At 67.7% G+C, this 14,947-nt stretch carries 12 protein-coding genes; 7 read left to right on the top strand and 5 right to left on the bottom strand.

Annotated elements, in window-relative coordinates:
- Window positions 1–13: 13 nt before the first annotated feature.
- On the top strand, window positions 14–931 hold the full coding sequence (locus AB0H42_RS09685; RefSeq protein ID WP_357052827.1) for a LysR family transcriptional regulator: 918 nt from the start codon (window positions 14–16) through the stop codon (window positions 929–931).
- Here AB0H42_RS09685 and AB0H42_RS09680 read toward each other — a convergent pair.
- Entirely contained in the window at window positions 925–3,282 is a 2,358-nt protein-coding gene (locus tag AB0H42_RS09680; RefSeq protein WP_357052441.1) for an AAA family ATPase, read from the bottom strand. The two genes, AB0H42_RS09685 and AB0H42_RS09680, sit on opposite strands and share 7 nt — an antisense overlap.
- A gap of 160 nt (window positions 3,283–3,442) precedes the next feature.
- Window positions 3,443–5,245 carry a 2-isopropylmalate synthase gene (gene leuA, locus AB0H42_RS09675; protein ID WP_357052438.1) on the bottom strand — a complete coding sequence of 601 codons (1,803 nt, stop codon included), beginning with the start codon at window positions 5,243–5,245 and terminating at the stop codon, window positions 3,443–3,445.
- Between the two features lie 366 nt (window positions 5,246–5,611).
- Between leuA and AB0H42_RS09670 the strand changes: the two genes are divergently transcribed.
- The 3 genes from AB0H42_RS09670 to AB0H42_RS09660 all read left to right on the top strand — a co-directional run bounded on the left by AB0H42_RS09670 (window position 5,612) and on the right by AB0H42_RS09660 (window position 9,130).
- Window positions 5,612–6,376 carry a sulfite exporter TauE/SafE family protein gene (locus AB0H42_RS09670; protein ID WP_357052435.1) on the top strand — a complete coding sequence of 255 codons (765 nt, stop codon included), beginning with the start codon at window positions 5,612–5,614 and terminating at the stop codon, window positions 6,374–6,376.
- Window positions 6,377–6,475: 99 nt separating this feature from the next.
- Complete coding sequence (locus AB0H42_RS09665) at window positions 6,476–8,110, top strand: GMC oxidoreductase (RefSeq protein WP_357052432.1); 1,635 nt, start codon at window positions 6,476–6,478, stop codon at window positions 8,108–8,110.
- Between the two features lie 168 nt (window positions 8,111–8,278).
- Window positions 8,279–9,130, top strand: coding sequence for an ion transporter (locus tag AB0H42_RS09660; protein ID WP_357052429.1), 852 nt, complete (start codon window positions 8,279–8,281; stop codon window positions 9,128–9,130).
- A gap of 88 nt (window positions 9,131–9,218) precedes the next feature.
- Here the strand turns inward: AB0H42_RS09660 and AB0H42_RS09655 are convergent, their stop codons facing one another.
- Window positions 9,219–9,677, bottom strand: a complete 459-nt coding sequence (locus tag AB0H42_RS09655) for an SRPBCC family protein (RefSeq protein WP_357052426.1) — start codon at window positions 9,675–9,677, stop codon at window positions 9,219–9,221.
- Window positions 9,678–9,851: 174 nt separating this feature from the next.
- On the bottom strand, window positions 9,852–10,037 hold the full coding sequence (locus AB0H42_RS09650; protein WP_030524229.1) for a DUF1918 domain-containing protein: 186 nt from the start codon (window positions 10,035–10,037) through the stop codon (window positions 9,852–9,854).
- 234 nt (window positions 10,038–10,271) lie between these two features.
- Here AB0H42_RS09650 and AB0H42_RS09645 point away from each other — a divergent pair, with 234 nt between their 5' ends.
- The 3 genes from AB0H42_RS09645 (at window position 10,272) to AB0H42_RS09635 (ending at window position 13,336) form a co-directional block, all read left to right on the top strand.
- Complete coding sequence (locus AB0H42_RS09645) at window positions 10,272–10,853, top strand: dihydrofolate reductase family protein (protein WP_357052423.1); 582 nt, start codon at window positions 10,272–10,274, stop codon at window positions 10,851–10,853.
- 179 nt (window positions 10,854–11,032) lie between these two features.
- Window positions 11,033–12,298, top strand: a complete 1,266-nt coding sequence (locus AB0H42_RS09640) for an aspartate kinase (RefSeq protein ID WP_357052420.1) — start codon at window positions 11,033–11,035, stop codon at window positions 12,296–12,298.
- A gap of 3 nt (window positions 12,299–12,301) precedes the next feature.
- The gene (locus tag AB0H42_RS09635; RefSeq protein ID WP_357052417.1) at window positions 12,302–13,336 is read left to right on the top strand and encodes an aspartate-semialdehyde dehydrogenase; all 1,035 of its coding nucleotides are present in this window, start codon (window positions 12,302–12,304) and stop codon (window positions 13,334–13,336) included.
- Between the two features lie 21 nt (window positions 13,337–13,357).
- On the opposite strand, the gene AB0H42_RS09630 is transcribed toward AB0H42_RS09635, so the two are convergent.
- The gene (locus tag AB0H42_RS09630; RefSeq protein ID WP_357052413.1) at window positions 13,358–14,716 is read right to left on the bottom strand and encodes a serine hydrolase; all 1,359 of its coding nucleotides are present in this window, start codon (window positions 14,714–14,716) and stop codon (window positions 13,358–13,360) included.
- Between the last annotated feature and the right edge of the window lie 231 nt (window positions 14,717–14,947).

Raw genomic sequence — 14,947 nt, 5'->3', positions numbered from 1 at the left:
TGCGCATTCCTCGCTGTCGGTGGAGCGGCTCCGCATCCTGCGCGAATTCGCCGACCGCGGCACGATCGGCGCGGTCGCCGCCGCCCTGTCCATGACTCCGTCGGCGGTGTCACAACAACTCAAAGTGCTGACCAGAGAGGCGGGCGTCACCCTGCTCGAACCGAGCGGCCGCCGGGTCCGCCTCACCGACGCCGGGCACGCGCTCGTGGTGCGGGCCGACGAGGTCCTGGCCGCACTGGAGCGCGCCGTCGCGGAGATGGCGCACTATCGCGGGTCCCCGCACGGACAGGTCCGGGTGGGAGTGTTCCCCTCCGGCGGTGCGCTGCTCCTGCCCCATGTACTGCCCGCGATGGCCGGTAGCGGGGTGGACATCGTGGCCGGTGACGAAGACGTGCCGCCGCACGAGACACCCGGCCTGCTCGCCGACTACGACATCGTGCTGACCCATCGCGACGAACGCGCCGCACCGGTCGCGGGGCCGCGGGTGAGTTCCCGGGTACTCATGCGCGAACCCATCGACGTCCTGGTGGCGCCCGACCATCCGCTGGCCGGAAAGGACGCGGTCACGGCCGAGGAACTGGCCGAGGAGGCCTGGCTGAGCGTGCGCGGCGGCTTCCCGGTCGACGATGTGCTGCGATCGATCGCCACGATCACCGGCGTGGAACCACGAATCGTGCAGCGACTGAACGATTTCCGAATGATCGAAACGCTGGTCGGCGCCGGATACGGCGTCGCGCTCATGCCCCGCTACGTCGTCACCCACCCGGGGCTGTCCCAGCTGCGACTGTCCGGGGTGCGTGCGGCCCGCCTCTACGACCTGGTCACCAGGCCGCGCGCCGAGAACCGTCCCGCGATCGCCGCGGTACTGGACTCGTTCACGGCGGCGGCCCGACGGGTTACCGCCGAACCGCCGCCCGAGACCGATCAGTAGCGGTTGCCGTACGGATAACCGTCCACATTGGCGAAATCGTCGGCGACCATCGCGGCCAGCTCCAGCAGGGCCTGCCGGGTCGGTTTGCTCACCAGTTCCAGATCGATTTCGGCGCCCTCGGCGAGATGGTCGTCGAAGGGCACCACCTGGACGGCCCGCGTGCGGTCCAGGAAAAGCCGGCGCAGATGGTCCAGATTCACCGAGGTGGACCCGCGCCGGGACGCGTTGACCACCACCACGGTCTGCTGCACCAGATGCGAATAGCCGTGGTAATCCAGCCAGTCCAGGGTGGCCGAGGCGCTGCGGGCGCCGTCGATGGCGGGGGAGGTCACCAGGACCAGCGAACTCGCCATATCCAGCACCCCGGACATTGCCGAATGCATCAGTCCGGTACCGCAGTCGGTGAGGATGATGTTGTAGAACGACTGCAGGATCCCGATGGCGCGGCGATAATCGGCCTCGCTGAACGCCTCCGATACCGCCGGGTCCTGCTCGCTGGCCAGCACCTCCAACCGGCTCGGCGACTGCGAGGTATGCGCGCGCACATCCGAGTAGCGGGTGATGTTCTGGTCTTCCAGCAGGTTGCGCACGGTGGAGCGGGTCTGGCGCGGGACCCGGTGGGCGAGGGTGCCCAGGTCGGGGTTGGCGTCGATCGCGATCACCCGGTCACCCCGCAACGATGCGAAAGTGGCGCCGAGGCCGACGGTCGTGGTGGTCTTGCCGACCCCGCCCTTGAGCGAGAGGATCGCGATCCGGAAGTCCCCGTAGACCGGTGCGTTCACCCGGCCCACCAGATCCCGGTGGACGACATCGGACGCCGACTCACCCGGGTTGATCGCCCCGCGTGAGACCTTGTGCACCGCCCGCCGCCAACCGCTGCGCGGCGCCTTACGAGCTCGTTTCAGCAGATTCAGGTCGTTGACCGAATTACCGAGCTGACCCGGCTCGGGGATCTGGCGCGGTGGGAACTGCTGCTGCCCGGGCTGACCGTGCGGACCCGGTTGGCCGGGCTGCTGGTACTGCTGCTGCGGAGCCGGCGGCCGGCCGGGATCGCCCCAGGCAGGAGGCTGGAACTGCCCGGTCGGCGGATTATGCGCGGCCGGGGGCGGTGCCGGCTGGTACTGCGGCTGCGGTACCGGTGGCGGCGCGGCCGGCATCGGCGGCGGGGCCCAGCTGTAGACCGGGCCGCCCGATTCGCTCTCCGGCGCGGGCGCGGGCGGCGGTGCGTAGCCACCGGTGGGCTGGGAGGCCGGTGGTGCGTACGGTGGTTGTTCCGGAATCCGCTGTCCCGGGAAGAGGTTCGGGTCCTGTGGCGGATACTGCCCGGTCGGCGGACCGGAAACCGCGAAGGGGTCGGGCGGATTCTGTCCCGGTCCACCGGGCTGGAACTGCCCCGGAGCCGGTTGCGGGAACTGCCCGCTGCTGTAGTCGGTGTTCGGGGCCTGGAACTGACCGGCGTCGGGTTGCGGGAACTGCCCGCTTCCGTGTTCGGTGTTCGGAGCCTGGAACTGACCCGGTTCCGGTTGGGCGAACTGCCCGCTGCTGTAGTCGGTGTTCGGGGCCTGGAACTGACCGGCGTCGGGTTGCGGGAACTGCCCGCTGCCGAATTCGCTGTGCGGAGCCTGGAACTGACCGGCATCCGGTTGTGCGAACTGACCGGCGTCCGGCCCCGCGAACTGGCCCGGTCCGGCCTGGAACTGCGGGAACTGCGCGCTGCTGTAGTCGGTGTTCGGGGCCTGGAACTGCCCGGGTCCCGCCTGTGCGGCGTCCGCGCCGGGCCCGATGTTCGCCGGCTGGAACTCGTTCGGATTCGGCTGTGGGAACTGTGCGCTGCCCGGCGCCGGAAACTGCTCCGGGGCAGGCGCACTGAACGCCCCGCCGGGCACCGGCGGGGCGAACTGGTCGAATGGGGCGTTTCCGTAGGGGGCGCCGCCGTCGGCCGGTGCCTGCGGTGGGGGCGCGAACCCGTTGCCGTCCGGCCAGGGTGGGGTGCCCGGTTCGGCCGGGCTCGCCGTCGGGTAGCCGCCTTCGGCGCCGCCGTCGGCCGGGTCCGGATTCGCGAAATCGGTGGTGCGGGCAGCTTCCGGGTCGCCGGAAGCCGCTGGTTCCGGGGACTTGTCCGGGGCCTCGGTTTCCGTGGCCGAATCGGTCTCGCCGGGGCCGGTTTCCGTGGGCGGCGCTTCGGCAGACACCTGCTCGGCGGGCTCGCCCGGCTCGGTGAGCGGCTCCGGTTCATTTCGCGCCGGAGCCTCGGGCGGTACGGCATCCGAATCGCCGCCGCGGCCGGCGGTGTCCACCGGTTGACTCGAGGGCCAGGGCTGGGAAGTCGGGTCGTGTTCTTCAGTAGTCACAGTTCCCCCATCTGCTCGGGATTTTCGAGCAGAGAGCTCGGCGGCGTGGAGTCCGGACCAACGCTAGCAGGTGCGCGAAGGTTCGCATGTCGGACGGTTTACCACCGATGAGGCCGCCGTCACCGGTACGGGTGGCGGCGGCCTGAACAGCGATCGTGGGTTACTGCTTCTGGGCGGCCCGGTTCACGGCCGAGACCACGGCACGCAGCGAAGCGGTCGTGATGGAAGTGGCGATACCCACGCCCCAGACGATCCGGTCACCGATCGCGCATTCCACGTAGGCCGCGGCCTGGGCGTCGTCGCCGGCGGACAGTGCGTGCTCGGAGTAGTCGAGCACCTCCACCTGATAGCCGACCGCGGCGATGGCGTCGACGAAGGCCGCGAGCGGTCCGTTGCCGCTGCCGGTGATCTCCTGTTCGACCCCGTCCACCTTGACCACCGCGGTGATGCGATCGGTTCCGCCGTCGGTCTCGGCGGCGGTGACCTTCTGGCGCATCCGCTCCAGCGGCCGGATCGGGGTCAGGTACTCGTCGGCGAAGGCATCCCACATCTCCTTGGGTGTGATCTCACCGCCTTCGCCGTCGGTGATCTGCTGGATGGCCTGCGAGAACTCGATCTGCAGCCGGCGCGGCAGGGCCAGCCCGTGATCGGTCTTCATGATGTAGGCCACGCCGCCCTTGCCGGACTGCGAATTGACCCGGATGACCGCCTCGTAGGTGCGGCCCACATCCTTCGGGTCGATCGGCAGGTAGGGCACCTCCCAGGAGATATCGTCCACATCGGCACCGGCCGCGTCGGCGGACGCCTTCATGGCGTCCAGGCCCTTGTTGATCGCGTCCTGGTGGCTGCCGGAGAAGGCGGTGTAGACCAGGTCGCCGCCGTAGGGGTGGCGCTCGTGGACCGGCAGCTGGTTGCAGTACTCCACCGTGCGCCGGATCTCGTCGATATCGGAGAAGTTGATCTGCGGATCCACGCCCTGGGAGAACATGTTCATGCCCAGGGTCACCAGGCAGACATTGCCGGTGCGCTCACCGTTGCCGAACAGGCAGCCCTCGATGCGGTCCGCGCCGGCCTGGTAGCCCAGTTCCGCGGCCGCGACCGCGGTGCCCCGATCGTTGTGCGGGTGCAGCGACAGCACGATCGAATCGCGCCGGGCCAGGTTGCGGTGCATCCATTCGATGGAGTCGGCGTACACATTGGGCGTCGCCATCTCGACGGTGGCCGGCAGGTTGATGATCAGCGGCTTGTCCGGGGTCGGGGCGATGATCTCCGAGACCGCGTCGCAGACCTGCTTGGCGTACTCCAGCTCGGTGCCGGTGTAGGACTCGGGGCTGTATTCGTAACGCCAGTTGGTGTCCGGGTAGCGCTGCTCGGTCTCCAGGCACAGCCGCGCGGCGTCGGTGGCGATCTTCTGCACGGCGTCGCGGTCGGCGCGGAACACCACCCGCCGCTGCAGGATGGAGGTGGAGTTGTAGAAGTGCACGATCACGTTCTCCGCACCGGCGCACGCTTCGAAGGTGCGCTCGATCAGTTCGGGACGACACTGGGTGAGCACCTGGATGGTGACGTCGTCGGGGACGGCGCCGTCCTCGATGATCTCGCGGACGAAATCGAAATCGGTCTGGCTGGCGGACGGGAAGCCGACCTCGATCTCCTTGTAACCCATCCGCACCAGCAGATCGAACATCCGGCGCTTACGGGCGGGGCTCATCGGGTCGATCAGCGCCTGATTGCCGTCGCGCAGATCGACGGCGCACCAGGCGGGCGCTCGGTCGATCACCTTGTCCGGCCAGGTGCGGTCCGGCAGTGTGACCGGCTCGACTTCCTCGGCGAACGGACGATAGCGGAAGACGGGCAGGGACGAGTTCTTCTGCTTGTTCCACGCGGGCTGGTCGGCGGGCGCGGGCTTGGCGGGCGCGGTGATGGTGCGCGTGCCGGATACGAAGGCGTCAGCGGGTGACATGCGATTTCTCCGTGGGTGAGATTGTTTCCCGAATTGGGTCGACCGGCGTGGCGGAACCCCGCGACGGGAAGCCGGTCCGATCAGACCCCGTCGCGGCGGCTGAGAAGAAGTGCCCGCTGCATGACCCGTGCGAGTCTACCTCCTCTGGTGCCGGGCCTGCGGAGGCGGTGCGGAGGGCCGGTACTTCACAGTGCGCCGCGCGCCCCCACCGACCCGGTCGGCCGGCCGATCGGAGCCCGGCGGGCGTGACTTCCGCACGGCGGTGTCGCCCGGACCCGTCGCGATCTCCGGGACGGGCAACCGCTAGCGTCCCCTCCAGGGTTGCGAGTGACCGGACGCCGGTCCGGAAAGGTCGAGGGTTCGAGCATGACTTGGCTGGAGATGCTGGCCGTATTCGGCGCGGGTATCGCCGCGGGCGGCATCAACACCGTCGTCGGGTCCGGGACACTGATCACTTTCCCGGTACTGCTGGCCATCGGGCTGCCGCCGGTGACCGCGAACGTGTCCAATACGGTCGGACTCGTTCCAGGCTCGCTGAGCGGGGCGATCGGCTACCGGCGGGAACTGTCCGGGCAATGGGGCCGGGTGCTGCGCTACAGCTCGGCGTCGCTGCTGGGTGCCGCGCTCGGCGCGGTCCTGCTGCTGACGCTGCCCGCCGGCGCGTTCGCCGCCATCGTGCCGGTACTGATCATCGTGGCGCTGGTACTCGTGGTGGTGCAGCCGCGGCTGTCGGCGTGGGTCCGGGAGCGGCAGGGCGAGGCCGAGAACGTGCCCCCGCACGGCGGCCCGATTCTGCTCGCCGCCATCTTCGGCACCGGTATCTATGGGGGTTACTTCGGCGCGGCCCAGGGTGTGCTGCTGCTCGCGCTGCTCGGGGTGTTCGTGCACGAGGACATCCAGCGCCTCAATGCGGTGAAGAATGTGCTGGCCCTGCTCACCAATGGCCTCGCGGCTGTCATTTTCATCGTGGTCGCCGAGGTGGATTGGCCGGTCGTGGCCCTGATCGCGGCCGGCGCGATCATCGGGGGACAGCTGGGGGCCAAGGTCGGGCGACGGCTGCCGCCGAATGTGCTGCGCGCGGTGATCGTGGTCGTGGGCACCCTCGCGGTTGTCCGGTTGATCTTCGGCTAACGGCCCCGTAGCCGAATCGGCTTCGCCGCCACGACTGTTCACGCCGGTCGATTCTCGGTACCATCCGTGCGCTGTTGCGTTACCAGAGAGGTGTCCGGGGTGGATAGGCGTGCCCTTTTCAAGGCCGCGGGGGCGGCTGCTCTTATCGGTGTGGTGGGGTCGGCGGTTCCGAGAGCGGAGGTGGGTCTGCCGCGGGCCGCGGCGGGGCCGATCTGGCACGAACTGTTCGCGCAGTGGGTTCCGGAGATCTTCGGTCCGGTGCCGGCGCCACCCGAGCACACCGAGGCCATAGTGATCGGTTCCGGATTCGGCGCGGCGGTCAGCGCCTTGCGGCTGGCCGAGGCCGGCATCCCGACCACAGTGCTGGAACGCGGCTCCCGCTGGCCCAACGATCCGTGGCGGGAAATCTTCACCGGCGACGATCTGCCCGACGGCCGCGGTTTCTGGCATACCACCAGCTTCACCGGCGTGACCAAGGTACCGATGCAGTTCGCCGATTTCGGCGGTGTGCTGGACTGCACCCGTTTCCAGGGGATCGATGTTTGGCGCGGCGCCGCGGTGGGCGGCGGCTCGGTGATTTTCACCGGTGCGATGATCGCCCCCGAACGCCGGTTCTTCGACCATGTCTTCGGCGGTGTGGTCGACTACGGCGAACTGGACGCCGTGTACTACCCGCGAGTGCGCGCGAAACTGCGGCTCGACCAGATGCCCGAGGACATCTACCGGTCGGCGCCGTTCACCCATTCCCGGGCCTGGGACGACCAGGTGCGCATGGCCGGTTACCGGCCGGTGCCCAACGACTCGATCTTCACCTGGAATGTGCTGCGCGGGGAACTGGCGGGGACCGTGCGGGCCTCGGCGACCGCCGGGCGCAGCAATCTCGGCAACTCCAACGGCGCCAAATTCGACCTCAACCAGAATTATCTGAAAGACGCCGAGGCCACCGGGAAAGCGAAGATCTACCCGGGCCACCGCGTCGATACGATCGCCCAGGAAGCCGGCGGCCGGTTCGTGGTCACGGTGACTTATCTCGCCCCGACCGGCGCGATTCGCGGAAACCGGACCCTCACCTGCGACAAACTGTTCCTGGGCGCGGGTTCGGTGGGTACCTCCGAACTGCTGGTCCGGGCCCGGGAGACAGGCGCGTTGCCGCGGCTCAACGAACATATCGGCGACGGCTGGGGCACCAACGGCGATGTGGTGCTCGCTCGCGGGGGGAGTTCGGTCGCCGGCAACGGGCAGGGTGTGCCCAGCGCCAGCCGGATCTTCGACGACACCGGTACGGCACTGTCCCTGGAGAACTGGTACATCCCTGGGATTCCGTTCGAGACGGGTGCGCTGGCCTCCCTGGCGATGGTCCTCGATCCGACCCGCGCGCGGTTCGGCTACGACCCCGTTTCCGGCGGTGTCGGGTTGAGCTGGCCGCGGCGGGCGCAGGACGAGGTGACGGCAGCGGCGCGTGCGGTGGACCGGCGTATCGCCGAGCGGGCCGGTGCGCTGGCCGAGTACAGCGCCCTCGGATACGACGCCAACGCCCAGTTCACGGCGCATCCGCTCGGCGGCGCGGTGCTGGGCAGGGCGACCGACTCCTATGGCCGGGTGCACGGGCATCCGGGCCTGTATGTCATGGACGGCGCGGCGATCCCGGGCAGCACCGGCACCGTGAACCCGTCACTGACCATTACCGCGCTGGCCGAACGCAATATCGAGGCGATCATCCGCGCGGGCCGCTGACCCCGGGGTGAACAGCGGCGGTGACCGCGCTACCGGAATACCCCGGCCGCTCGCCGGGCAAGTCCTGCTGAGTGGTGCACCCGCCGCTGACCGGCGCCGTACGCGGGCGACGTGACGGGGCGGCGGGTAATACTGGGCGGCGATCTTTCGGCGTCGAAGGGAATGCAGGTGTCAACACCGTCGTCCACGGAGTCCGGTCCCGGGTACGTGCCCGAAACCCCCGGGCCCGAGAATTTTCCCCGGAAACCACCCGCCCTGTGGACCGATTTCGTCATGCTGGCGCTGGCCGCGGTCTCGGTCGTGCTGGTGTGCTGGATCACCTTCTTCGAGGTCCCGCCCGAGACCCACCGGATGATCGTCGGTGTCGACTACGCCATCTGCGCCGTTTTCGCGATCGAGTTCCTGTGGCGCTGGCGCCGGGGCGGCTGGCCGTGGACCTTCCCGTTCGTCTACTGGTACGAAGTCCTCGGCATGATCCCGGTGGCCAGTCCGTTCTTCCGGGCCTTCCGGTTGCTGCGGATCGTGGTGATCCTGGTCCGGCTGGCCCGTGTGGCCGATCGGGTGTTCGGTGATCGCGTCACCGCCGCGGTGATCAACCATTCGGTGGGCACGATCGTGGAGGTCATCAAGCGCCCGATGACCATCGCGATCATGGAGGAGGTCACCGCGGTCCTGCGGACCGGGCACTACACTCGCAATATCGCGGCGGCGCTGGAGGAGAACCGCAGTGAAATCGACGAGATGATCGTCGAGATGATCAAGAACGATCCGCAGACCGGCCGTGTCCGCTACATCCCGTTTCACGACGAGATCATCCGCCTGGTCGCCGACACCGTCTTCCGGATCCTGTTCCAGGTGCTGGCCGATCCGCGCACCGATGAACTCGTATCGGACATGATCCGGGAGAACGTGGACCAGATCCGCGAATCTGTGCGCACCGGGGTCAAGGTGTCGCCGTCGGCCTACGGTCCGACCGCGCATCACCTCACTGCCCGGCACATCACTCAGCGGGATGTCTGATGTGGTCGCGGTTCTCCGCGAACCGCAGAGTCTCACGGCCGATGAGCACGGTCGGGATCGCGCAACGGCGCGGGCGCGTCCGGCGGGCTCAGACGAGGTCGTAGGTCTCGGATTCGGGGAACTGCTCGGTGTAGGCGACGAAGTTCTCCACCAGGGCCTCATAGGATTTGCGGACCGCTCTTCTGCCCAGGAATCCGGGCACGGGCAGCGGCGTGTACTGCTCGACGTGCAGGAGCACCTCAGTCCCGGTTTCACCGGCGGTGACCTCGAAGGATCCGCCGCCTCTGATACCGCGGGTGCTGTCGGAGACCTCCCACGACATCCGGTTCTCCGACCAGTCGAACTCCCACACCTGCATATCCGGTGTATTGGAGACCGAGACCTGGATGAATACCCGGCGCGGCCGGCCCTCTTCGTCGCGGCCCGCCACGCGCGCGTCCTCGAAATCGGGCGACCATTCGGACAGCATCTCGACCGCCAGCAACGCGTCCATCACCTGGCCGGGGTCGGCATCGACGGCGAATCTGATATCGGTCTTCGTACGCATGCTGCCCCTCGCACCCCCGGTTATTACGAATCGGCCACGATTCTTCCTCGGGGGTCGCGTGATCGTCAACACGCTCGTTCGCCGCGGCGGTGATTCCGCCGGGGGGTATGCCGGCCGCAAATGTTTGCGGGGCCGGTCCTGAACCAGGGTCCGCTGTCCTGCCGCGTGGGCAGGTCAGGGTGTTCGTTCGACTGTCGCGTCCGGGCCGGGGAAGACCAGGGACTCGTGTCCGTCGTCGAAACGCACCAGATACGGCGGCGTTCCGTCGCGGCCGTGAACCTCTACGATCTCTCCCTCGTGGTCGACCTCGCCGACGGTGTGCCCGTGCACGTGCAACCGGTCTCCGACGTTTGCCATCATGCAGCCCATTATTCGAGCCCTATGGCACGCATCACAACCCCGATGGGATCGCTATCGGTCTATTGGTGGCGGCTCGTAATCAATTCGGGCGCCGGTTATCGAGTGTGTTCGTGTTCGTTCGATCGGCTGCCGGTTCGATATACGCCCGAAGTCGCGCCGCCCTTGACGCCACTCCGTATGTAGTACTACGTTCTAACCGCTTCAGTTGTAGTACTACGAACAGGGCGGTATCTCATGCGAAAGCTCGTCTACTACGTGGCCGTCTCCCTCGACGGCTATATTGCCGGTCCCGGCGGAGAGGTCGACTTCTATCCCCTCGGCGCCGATATGGCCGAGTGGATCAACGAGCGCTATCCCGAATCCGTCCCCACGCATATGCGGGAAGACGCGGGTATCGCCGACGCCCCGAACCGGCACTGGGACACGTTGATCATGGGCCGCGGCACCTACGAACCGGCATTGTCGGCGGGGATCACCAGCCCCTACGCCCACCTGAAGCAGTATGTCGTCTCCACCGGCCTGGACCCGATAGACGATCCGGAGATCGAACTGGTGCGCACCGATCCGGTCGAACTGGTGCGGCGGCTCAAGAAGGAGGAGGGGCCGCAGGGCAAGGACATCTGGCTCTGCGGCGGCGGCACACTCGCCAATGCGCTGATCGAGGAGATCGACCAGCTTGTCTTCAAGAGCTATCCAGTGTTGGCCGGAAGCGGCGTCCCCGTACTGGGTGGAGTTTTCCGGCCCACGCTGTTCACGCCGGTGCGGCGGCAGGAGTTCGGCAACGGAGCGCAGGTGACCTGGTTCGATCGGGTATAAGAGCCGTTCGGGCCCCCGTCGGGCCCGCCCGCGCGTGCGGCGGGTCCGCGAGTAGGTAAACGTGACGTCACACGGCTGTGTGTTATTCCACAGCCGGGCCGGATACTTCCGGAACAGCGTGGCCGGCATCGGTACGCTATTGCACTGATCGCCTGTTCGCTGACATTGGAGGACCCCTCGTGGCACTCGTTGTCCAGAAGTACGGAGGATCCTCGGTAGCCTCTGCCGACCGGATCCGTCGCGTCGCCGAACGGATCGTCGAGACGAAGAAGCAGGGCCACGACGTGGTCGTCGTGTGCTCGGCTATGGGCGATACCACCGATGAACTGCTCGACCTGGCCGAGCAGGTTTCTCCCGCGCCCCCGGCCCGGGAGATGGACATGCTGCTCACCTCCGGGGAACGCATTTCCAACGCGCTGGTGGCCATGGCCATTCACAGTCTCGGCGCCGAGGCGCGGTCGTTCACCGGCTCCCAGGCCGGTGTCATCACGACGTCGGTGCACGGTAAGGCCAAGATCATCGACGTGACACCGGGGCGGCTGCGCGAAGCCCTGGATGAGGGCACCATCGTCCTGGTCGCGGGTTTCCAGGGCGTCAGCCAGGACAGCAAGGACGTCACCACACTGGGTCGTGGTGGTTCCGACACCACCGCGGTCGCGCTGGCCGCCGCGCTGGAGGCCGACGTCTGTGAGATCTACACCGATGTGGACGGAGTCTTCACCGCCGATCCGCGCATCGTGAGTGATGCGCAGAAGCTCGAACAGGTCTCCTACGAGGAAATGCTCGAGATGGCGGCCTGCGGGTCGAAGGTACTCATGCTGCGCTGCGTCGAATACGCGCGCCGCTACAACGTGCCCGTGCATGTGCGTTCGTCCTATACCGACAAGCAGGGCACCTACGTATACGGATCGATGGAGGACATTCCCTTGGAACAAGCAATCCTGACGGGCGTCGCGCACGACCGCAGCGAGGCCAAGGTGACCGTGGTCGGGCTGCCGGACGAACCCGGATACGCCGCCAAGGTGTTCCGTTACGTGGCCGAATCCGAGATCAACATCGATATGGTCCTGCAGAACATCTCCAAGGTGGAGACCGGCAAGACCGACATCACCTTCACCCTTCCCAAGGCCGACGGCGTCCGGGCGGTGGAGATGCTGAGCAAATACCAGAGCGACATCGGCTTCTCCCAGGTGCTCTACGACGACCACATCGGCAAGGTGTCGCTGGTCGGAGCCGGTATGAAGAGCCATCCCGGGGTCACCGCCACCTTCTGTGAGGCGCTGGCCGAGGCCGGTATCAATATCGACCTCATCTCCACCTCCGAGATCCGCATCTCGGTTCTGGTCAAGGACACCGAACTCGACGACGCCGTGCAGGTGCTGCATCGCGCGTTCGATCTCGGCGGCGATGAGGTCGCCGTCGTTCACGCCGGAACGGGGCGATAAGCGATGGGTGTGCGTGTAGGTGTGGTCGGCGCGACCGGTCAGGTCGGCGCCGTGATGCGCAAATTGCTCGAGGAACGCGATTTTCCTGCCGACGAGGTGCGTTTCTTCGCCTCGGCGCGTTCGGCCGGTAAGAAGTTGCCGTGGCGCGGCGGTGAGATCGTGGTGGAGGACACCGAGACCGCCGACCCGGCGGGCCTGGATATCGCGCTGTTCTCCGCCGGCGCCACCATGTCGCGGGTGCAGGCGCCGCGGTTCGCCGCCGCAGGGGTCACCGTGATCGACAACTCCTCGGCCTGGCGCAAGGACCCCGAGGTCCCGCTGGTGGTCAGCGAGGTCAACCCGGAGCAGACCCGCAATCTGGTCAAGGGCATCATCGCCAACCCCAACTGCACCACCATGGCCGCGATGCCGGTGCTCAAGCCGCTGCACGACGCGGCCGGGTTGCAGCGCCTCATCGTGTCCAGCTATCAGGCGGTATCGGGTAGCGGTCTGGCCGGTGTCGAGGAGCTCGCCTCGCAGGCCCGCGCGGTCATCGACGACGCGGAGAAGCTGACCCACGACGGCAGCGCGGTGAATTTCCCGGCCCCGAACAAGTACATCGCCCCGATCGCGTTCAATGTGCTGGCCCTGGCGGGTTCGCTGGTGGACGACGGTTCCGGGGAGACCGACGAGGACCAGAAACTGCGCAACGAGAGCCGCAAGATCCTGGGTCTGCCGGGACTGCTGGTGAGCGGGACCTGCGTCCGGGTGCCGGTGTTCACCGGGCACTCGCTGTCGGTGAACGCCGAATTCGCCGATCCGCTGTCGGTACAGCGCGCCCAGGAGATCCTGGCCAAGGCGCCCGGGGTGAAGCTGGTCGACGTACCGACGCCGCTGGCCGCCGCCGGTAAGGACGAATCGCTGGTCGGCCGTATCCGCCAGGATCCGGGTGTCCCGGACGGGCGTGGGCTGGCACTGTTCATCTCCGGCGACAACCTGCGCAAGGGCGCGGCGCTCAACACCATCCAGATCGCCGAGGTGCTGCTCGCCGATCGCTGACAGCGTGGTATGCCGCCCGGCTCAGTGGATTCCCGGGGTGCGCGGATCGTTTCCGAGGCACACCAGGAGGACACAGCCGGGCGGCGCGTCACCGAACGGCGCCGCGAGCGGTTCCCCGAGGCAGGCGAAAACATCGCAACCCGGGTACGCGGACTCGCCGATGCCGAAGACCGCGAGCAGGATATCGGTATCGATATAGGAGTTCGGGTCGGTGCGCAGCGGCGGTTCGACGTACGGGCCGGGGTCGGCGACCAGAGGTTCGAGGAAGGCGGCCATGAGCCGCCGGAAGAACTCGTGCGGTAGTTCGCCGGTGTGCGCGATGACGCCGGCCGGGCCGTAGGCGCTCACGTTCCCGAACACCCCGGTCCACACCACCACCAGGTCCAGGCCCGGGACCACGAAGACGTTCTGCAGGCCCATTCCGGCCATCGAATAGGTGTCCGGCGGCAGGAACGACGCGTTCTCCGCACAGCCGGGACCGGTCCAGAACAGATACCCGTAGCAGGGGTTGGTCGTCGAAGGGGCGGTCGCGCGGGACAGATACGTGGCGGGGACGATCTGGCGGCCGTTCCAGTTGCCGCTGCCCGCGACCAGCAATCCCAGCTTGGCCAGATCGTTCGGCGGAATCAGCAGATGCGCGTACCCGTAGGTGTGACCGGACCGGTCTCGCGCCCAGTACCAGTCGCCGCGTTCGATGCCGAGCGGCCCGAACAGTTCCCGCTGCGCGAAGTCCTGTAGCGGTTCACCGACCGCGAGTTCCAGCACATACGACAGCAGGTCGACGGTGCGCTGACTGTAGGTGAAGACGGTGCCCGGTTCGTGGTCCAGCGGGACGCCCAGTGCCTGGACCGCGCTGTTGGGGTCGAGCGGTATCGCTCCGGTGAGACCCTCGGTGACCACGCCGGTGCGCATCCCCGAGGTCTCGGTGAGCAAATTCTCGACCGTGATCGCCCGGCGCTGCGCGTCGCCGAGGCCCGGCGGCAGGTACCGGCCGATGGGCGCCTCGATATCGATGCGTCCCGCTCCGGCCGCGATCCCGGTGAGTAGCGAGACCACGCTTTTGGTCACGCTCCATACATTCCACGGGGTATTACCGGTGCGCGCGTTGCCCGGGCCCTCACCGACCAGGCAGTTGTGCCGGAAGACCTGGATGTTGAGGCGATTGCGGCCCGCGGCCAAGGTCAGTGCGTCGGTCAGCCGGGCCGCGTCCAGTCCCACCTGTTCCGGCGTGGCGCGGGCCGGTTCCCGGCCGGAGGACACCTCGCACCGAGCGGTCGTGCCATCGGTTTCCGGTATCGCCTGTGCCTGCGCCGCGAAGAGCTGTCCCGCCATCAGTGTTACCGCTGTGACCCCCGCCAGGAGCCCACCGAAACGCACCATGCGGATCACCCTAACGGGCGGGCGACCTCAGGGCCGGTTGTCTCGGGGCCCGGACAGCACGACGCCCCTGCCCGATCGGAAGACCGGCTCAGGGGCGAGCTACCGGCACGATTCTCGCGGTGTCGGCGGGTTGTCGGCGCGGGGCCCGATCAGAGCAGACCGAACCAGTAGACCGCACAGGCCAGGGCCCATAACACCAACGTATCCATCCACACTCCCACTTGTTGTCGT

Source organism: Nocardia sp. NPDC050799 (genome assembly GCF_040654015.1).
GTDB lineage: Bacteria > Actinomycetota > Actinomycetes > Mycobacteriales > Mycobacteriaceae > Nocardia.
The sequence above is the reverse complement of the archived record's forward strand: the minus strand, read 5'-3'. Positions and strand labels throughout refer to the sequence as shown.

What these genes read in the sequence shown, in the direction of transcription:
- AB0H42_RS09645 (WP_357052423.1), top strand. Translation starts at nt 10,272, where the DNA reads ATGCGAAAGCTCGTCTACTACGTGGCCGTCTCCCTCGACGGCTATATT.
- AB0H42_RS09670 (WP_357052435.1), top strand. Translation starts at nt 5,612, where the DNA reads ATGACTTGGCTGGAGATGCTGGCCGTATTCGGCGCGGGTATCGCCGCG.
- AB0H42_RS09630 (WP_357052413.1), bottom strand. Translation starts at nt 14,716, where the DNA reads ATGGTGCGTTTCGGTGGGCTCCTGGCGGGGGTCACAGCGGTAACACTG.
- leuA (WP_357052438.1), bottom strand. Translation starts at nt 5,245, where the DNA reads ATGTCACCCGCTGACGCCTTCGTATCCGGCACGCGCACCATCACCGCG.
- AB0H42_RS09650 (WP_030524229.1), bottom strand. Translation starts at nt 10,037, where the DNA reads ATGATGGCAAACGTCGGAGACCGGTTGCACGTGCACGGGCACACCGTC.
- AB0H42_RS09635 (WP_357052417.1), top strand. Translation starts at nt 12,302, where the DNA reads ATGGGTGTGCGTGTAGGTGTGGTCGGCGCGACCGGTCAGGTCGGCGCC.
- AB0H42_RS09655 (WP_357052426.1), bottom strand. Translation starts at nt 9,677, where the DNA reads ATGCGTACGAAGACCGATATCAGATTCGCCGTCGATGCCGACCCCGGC.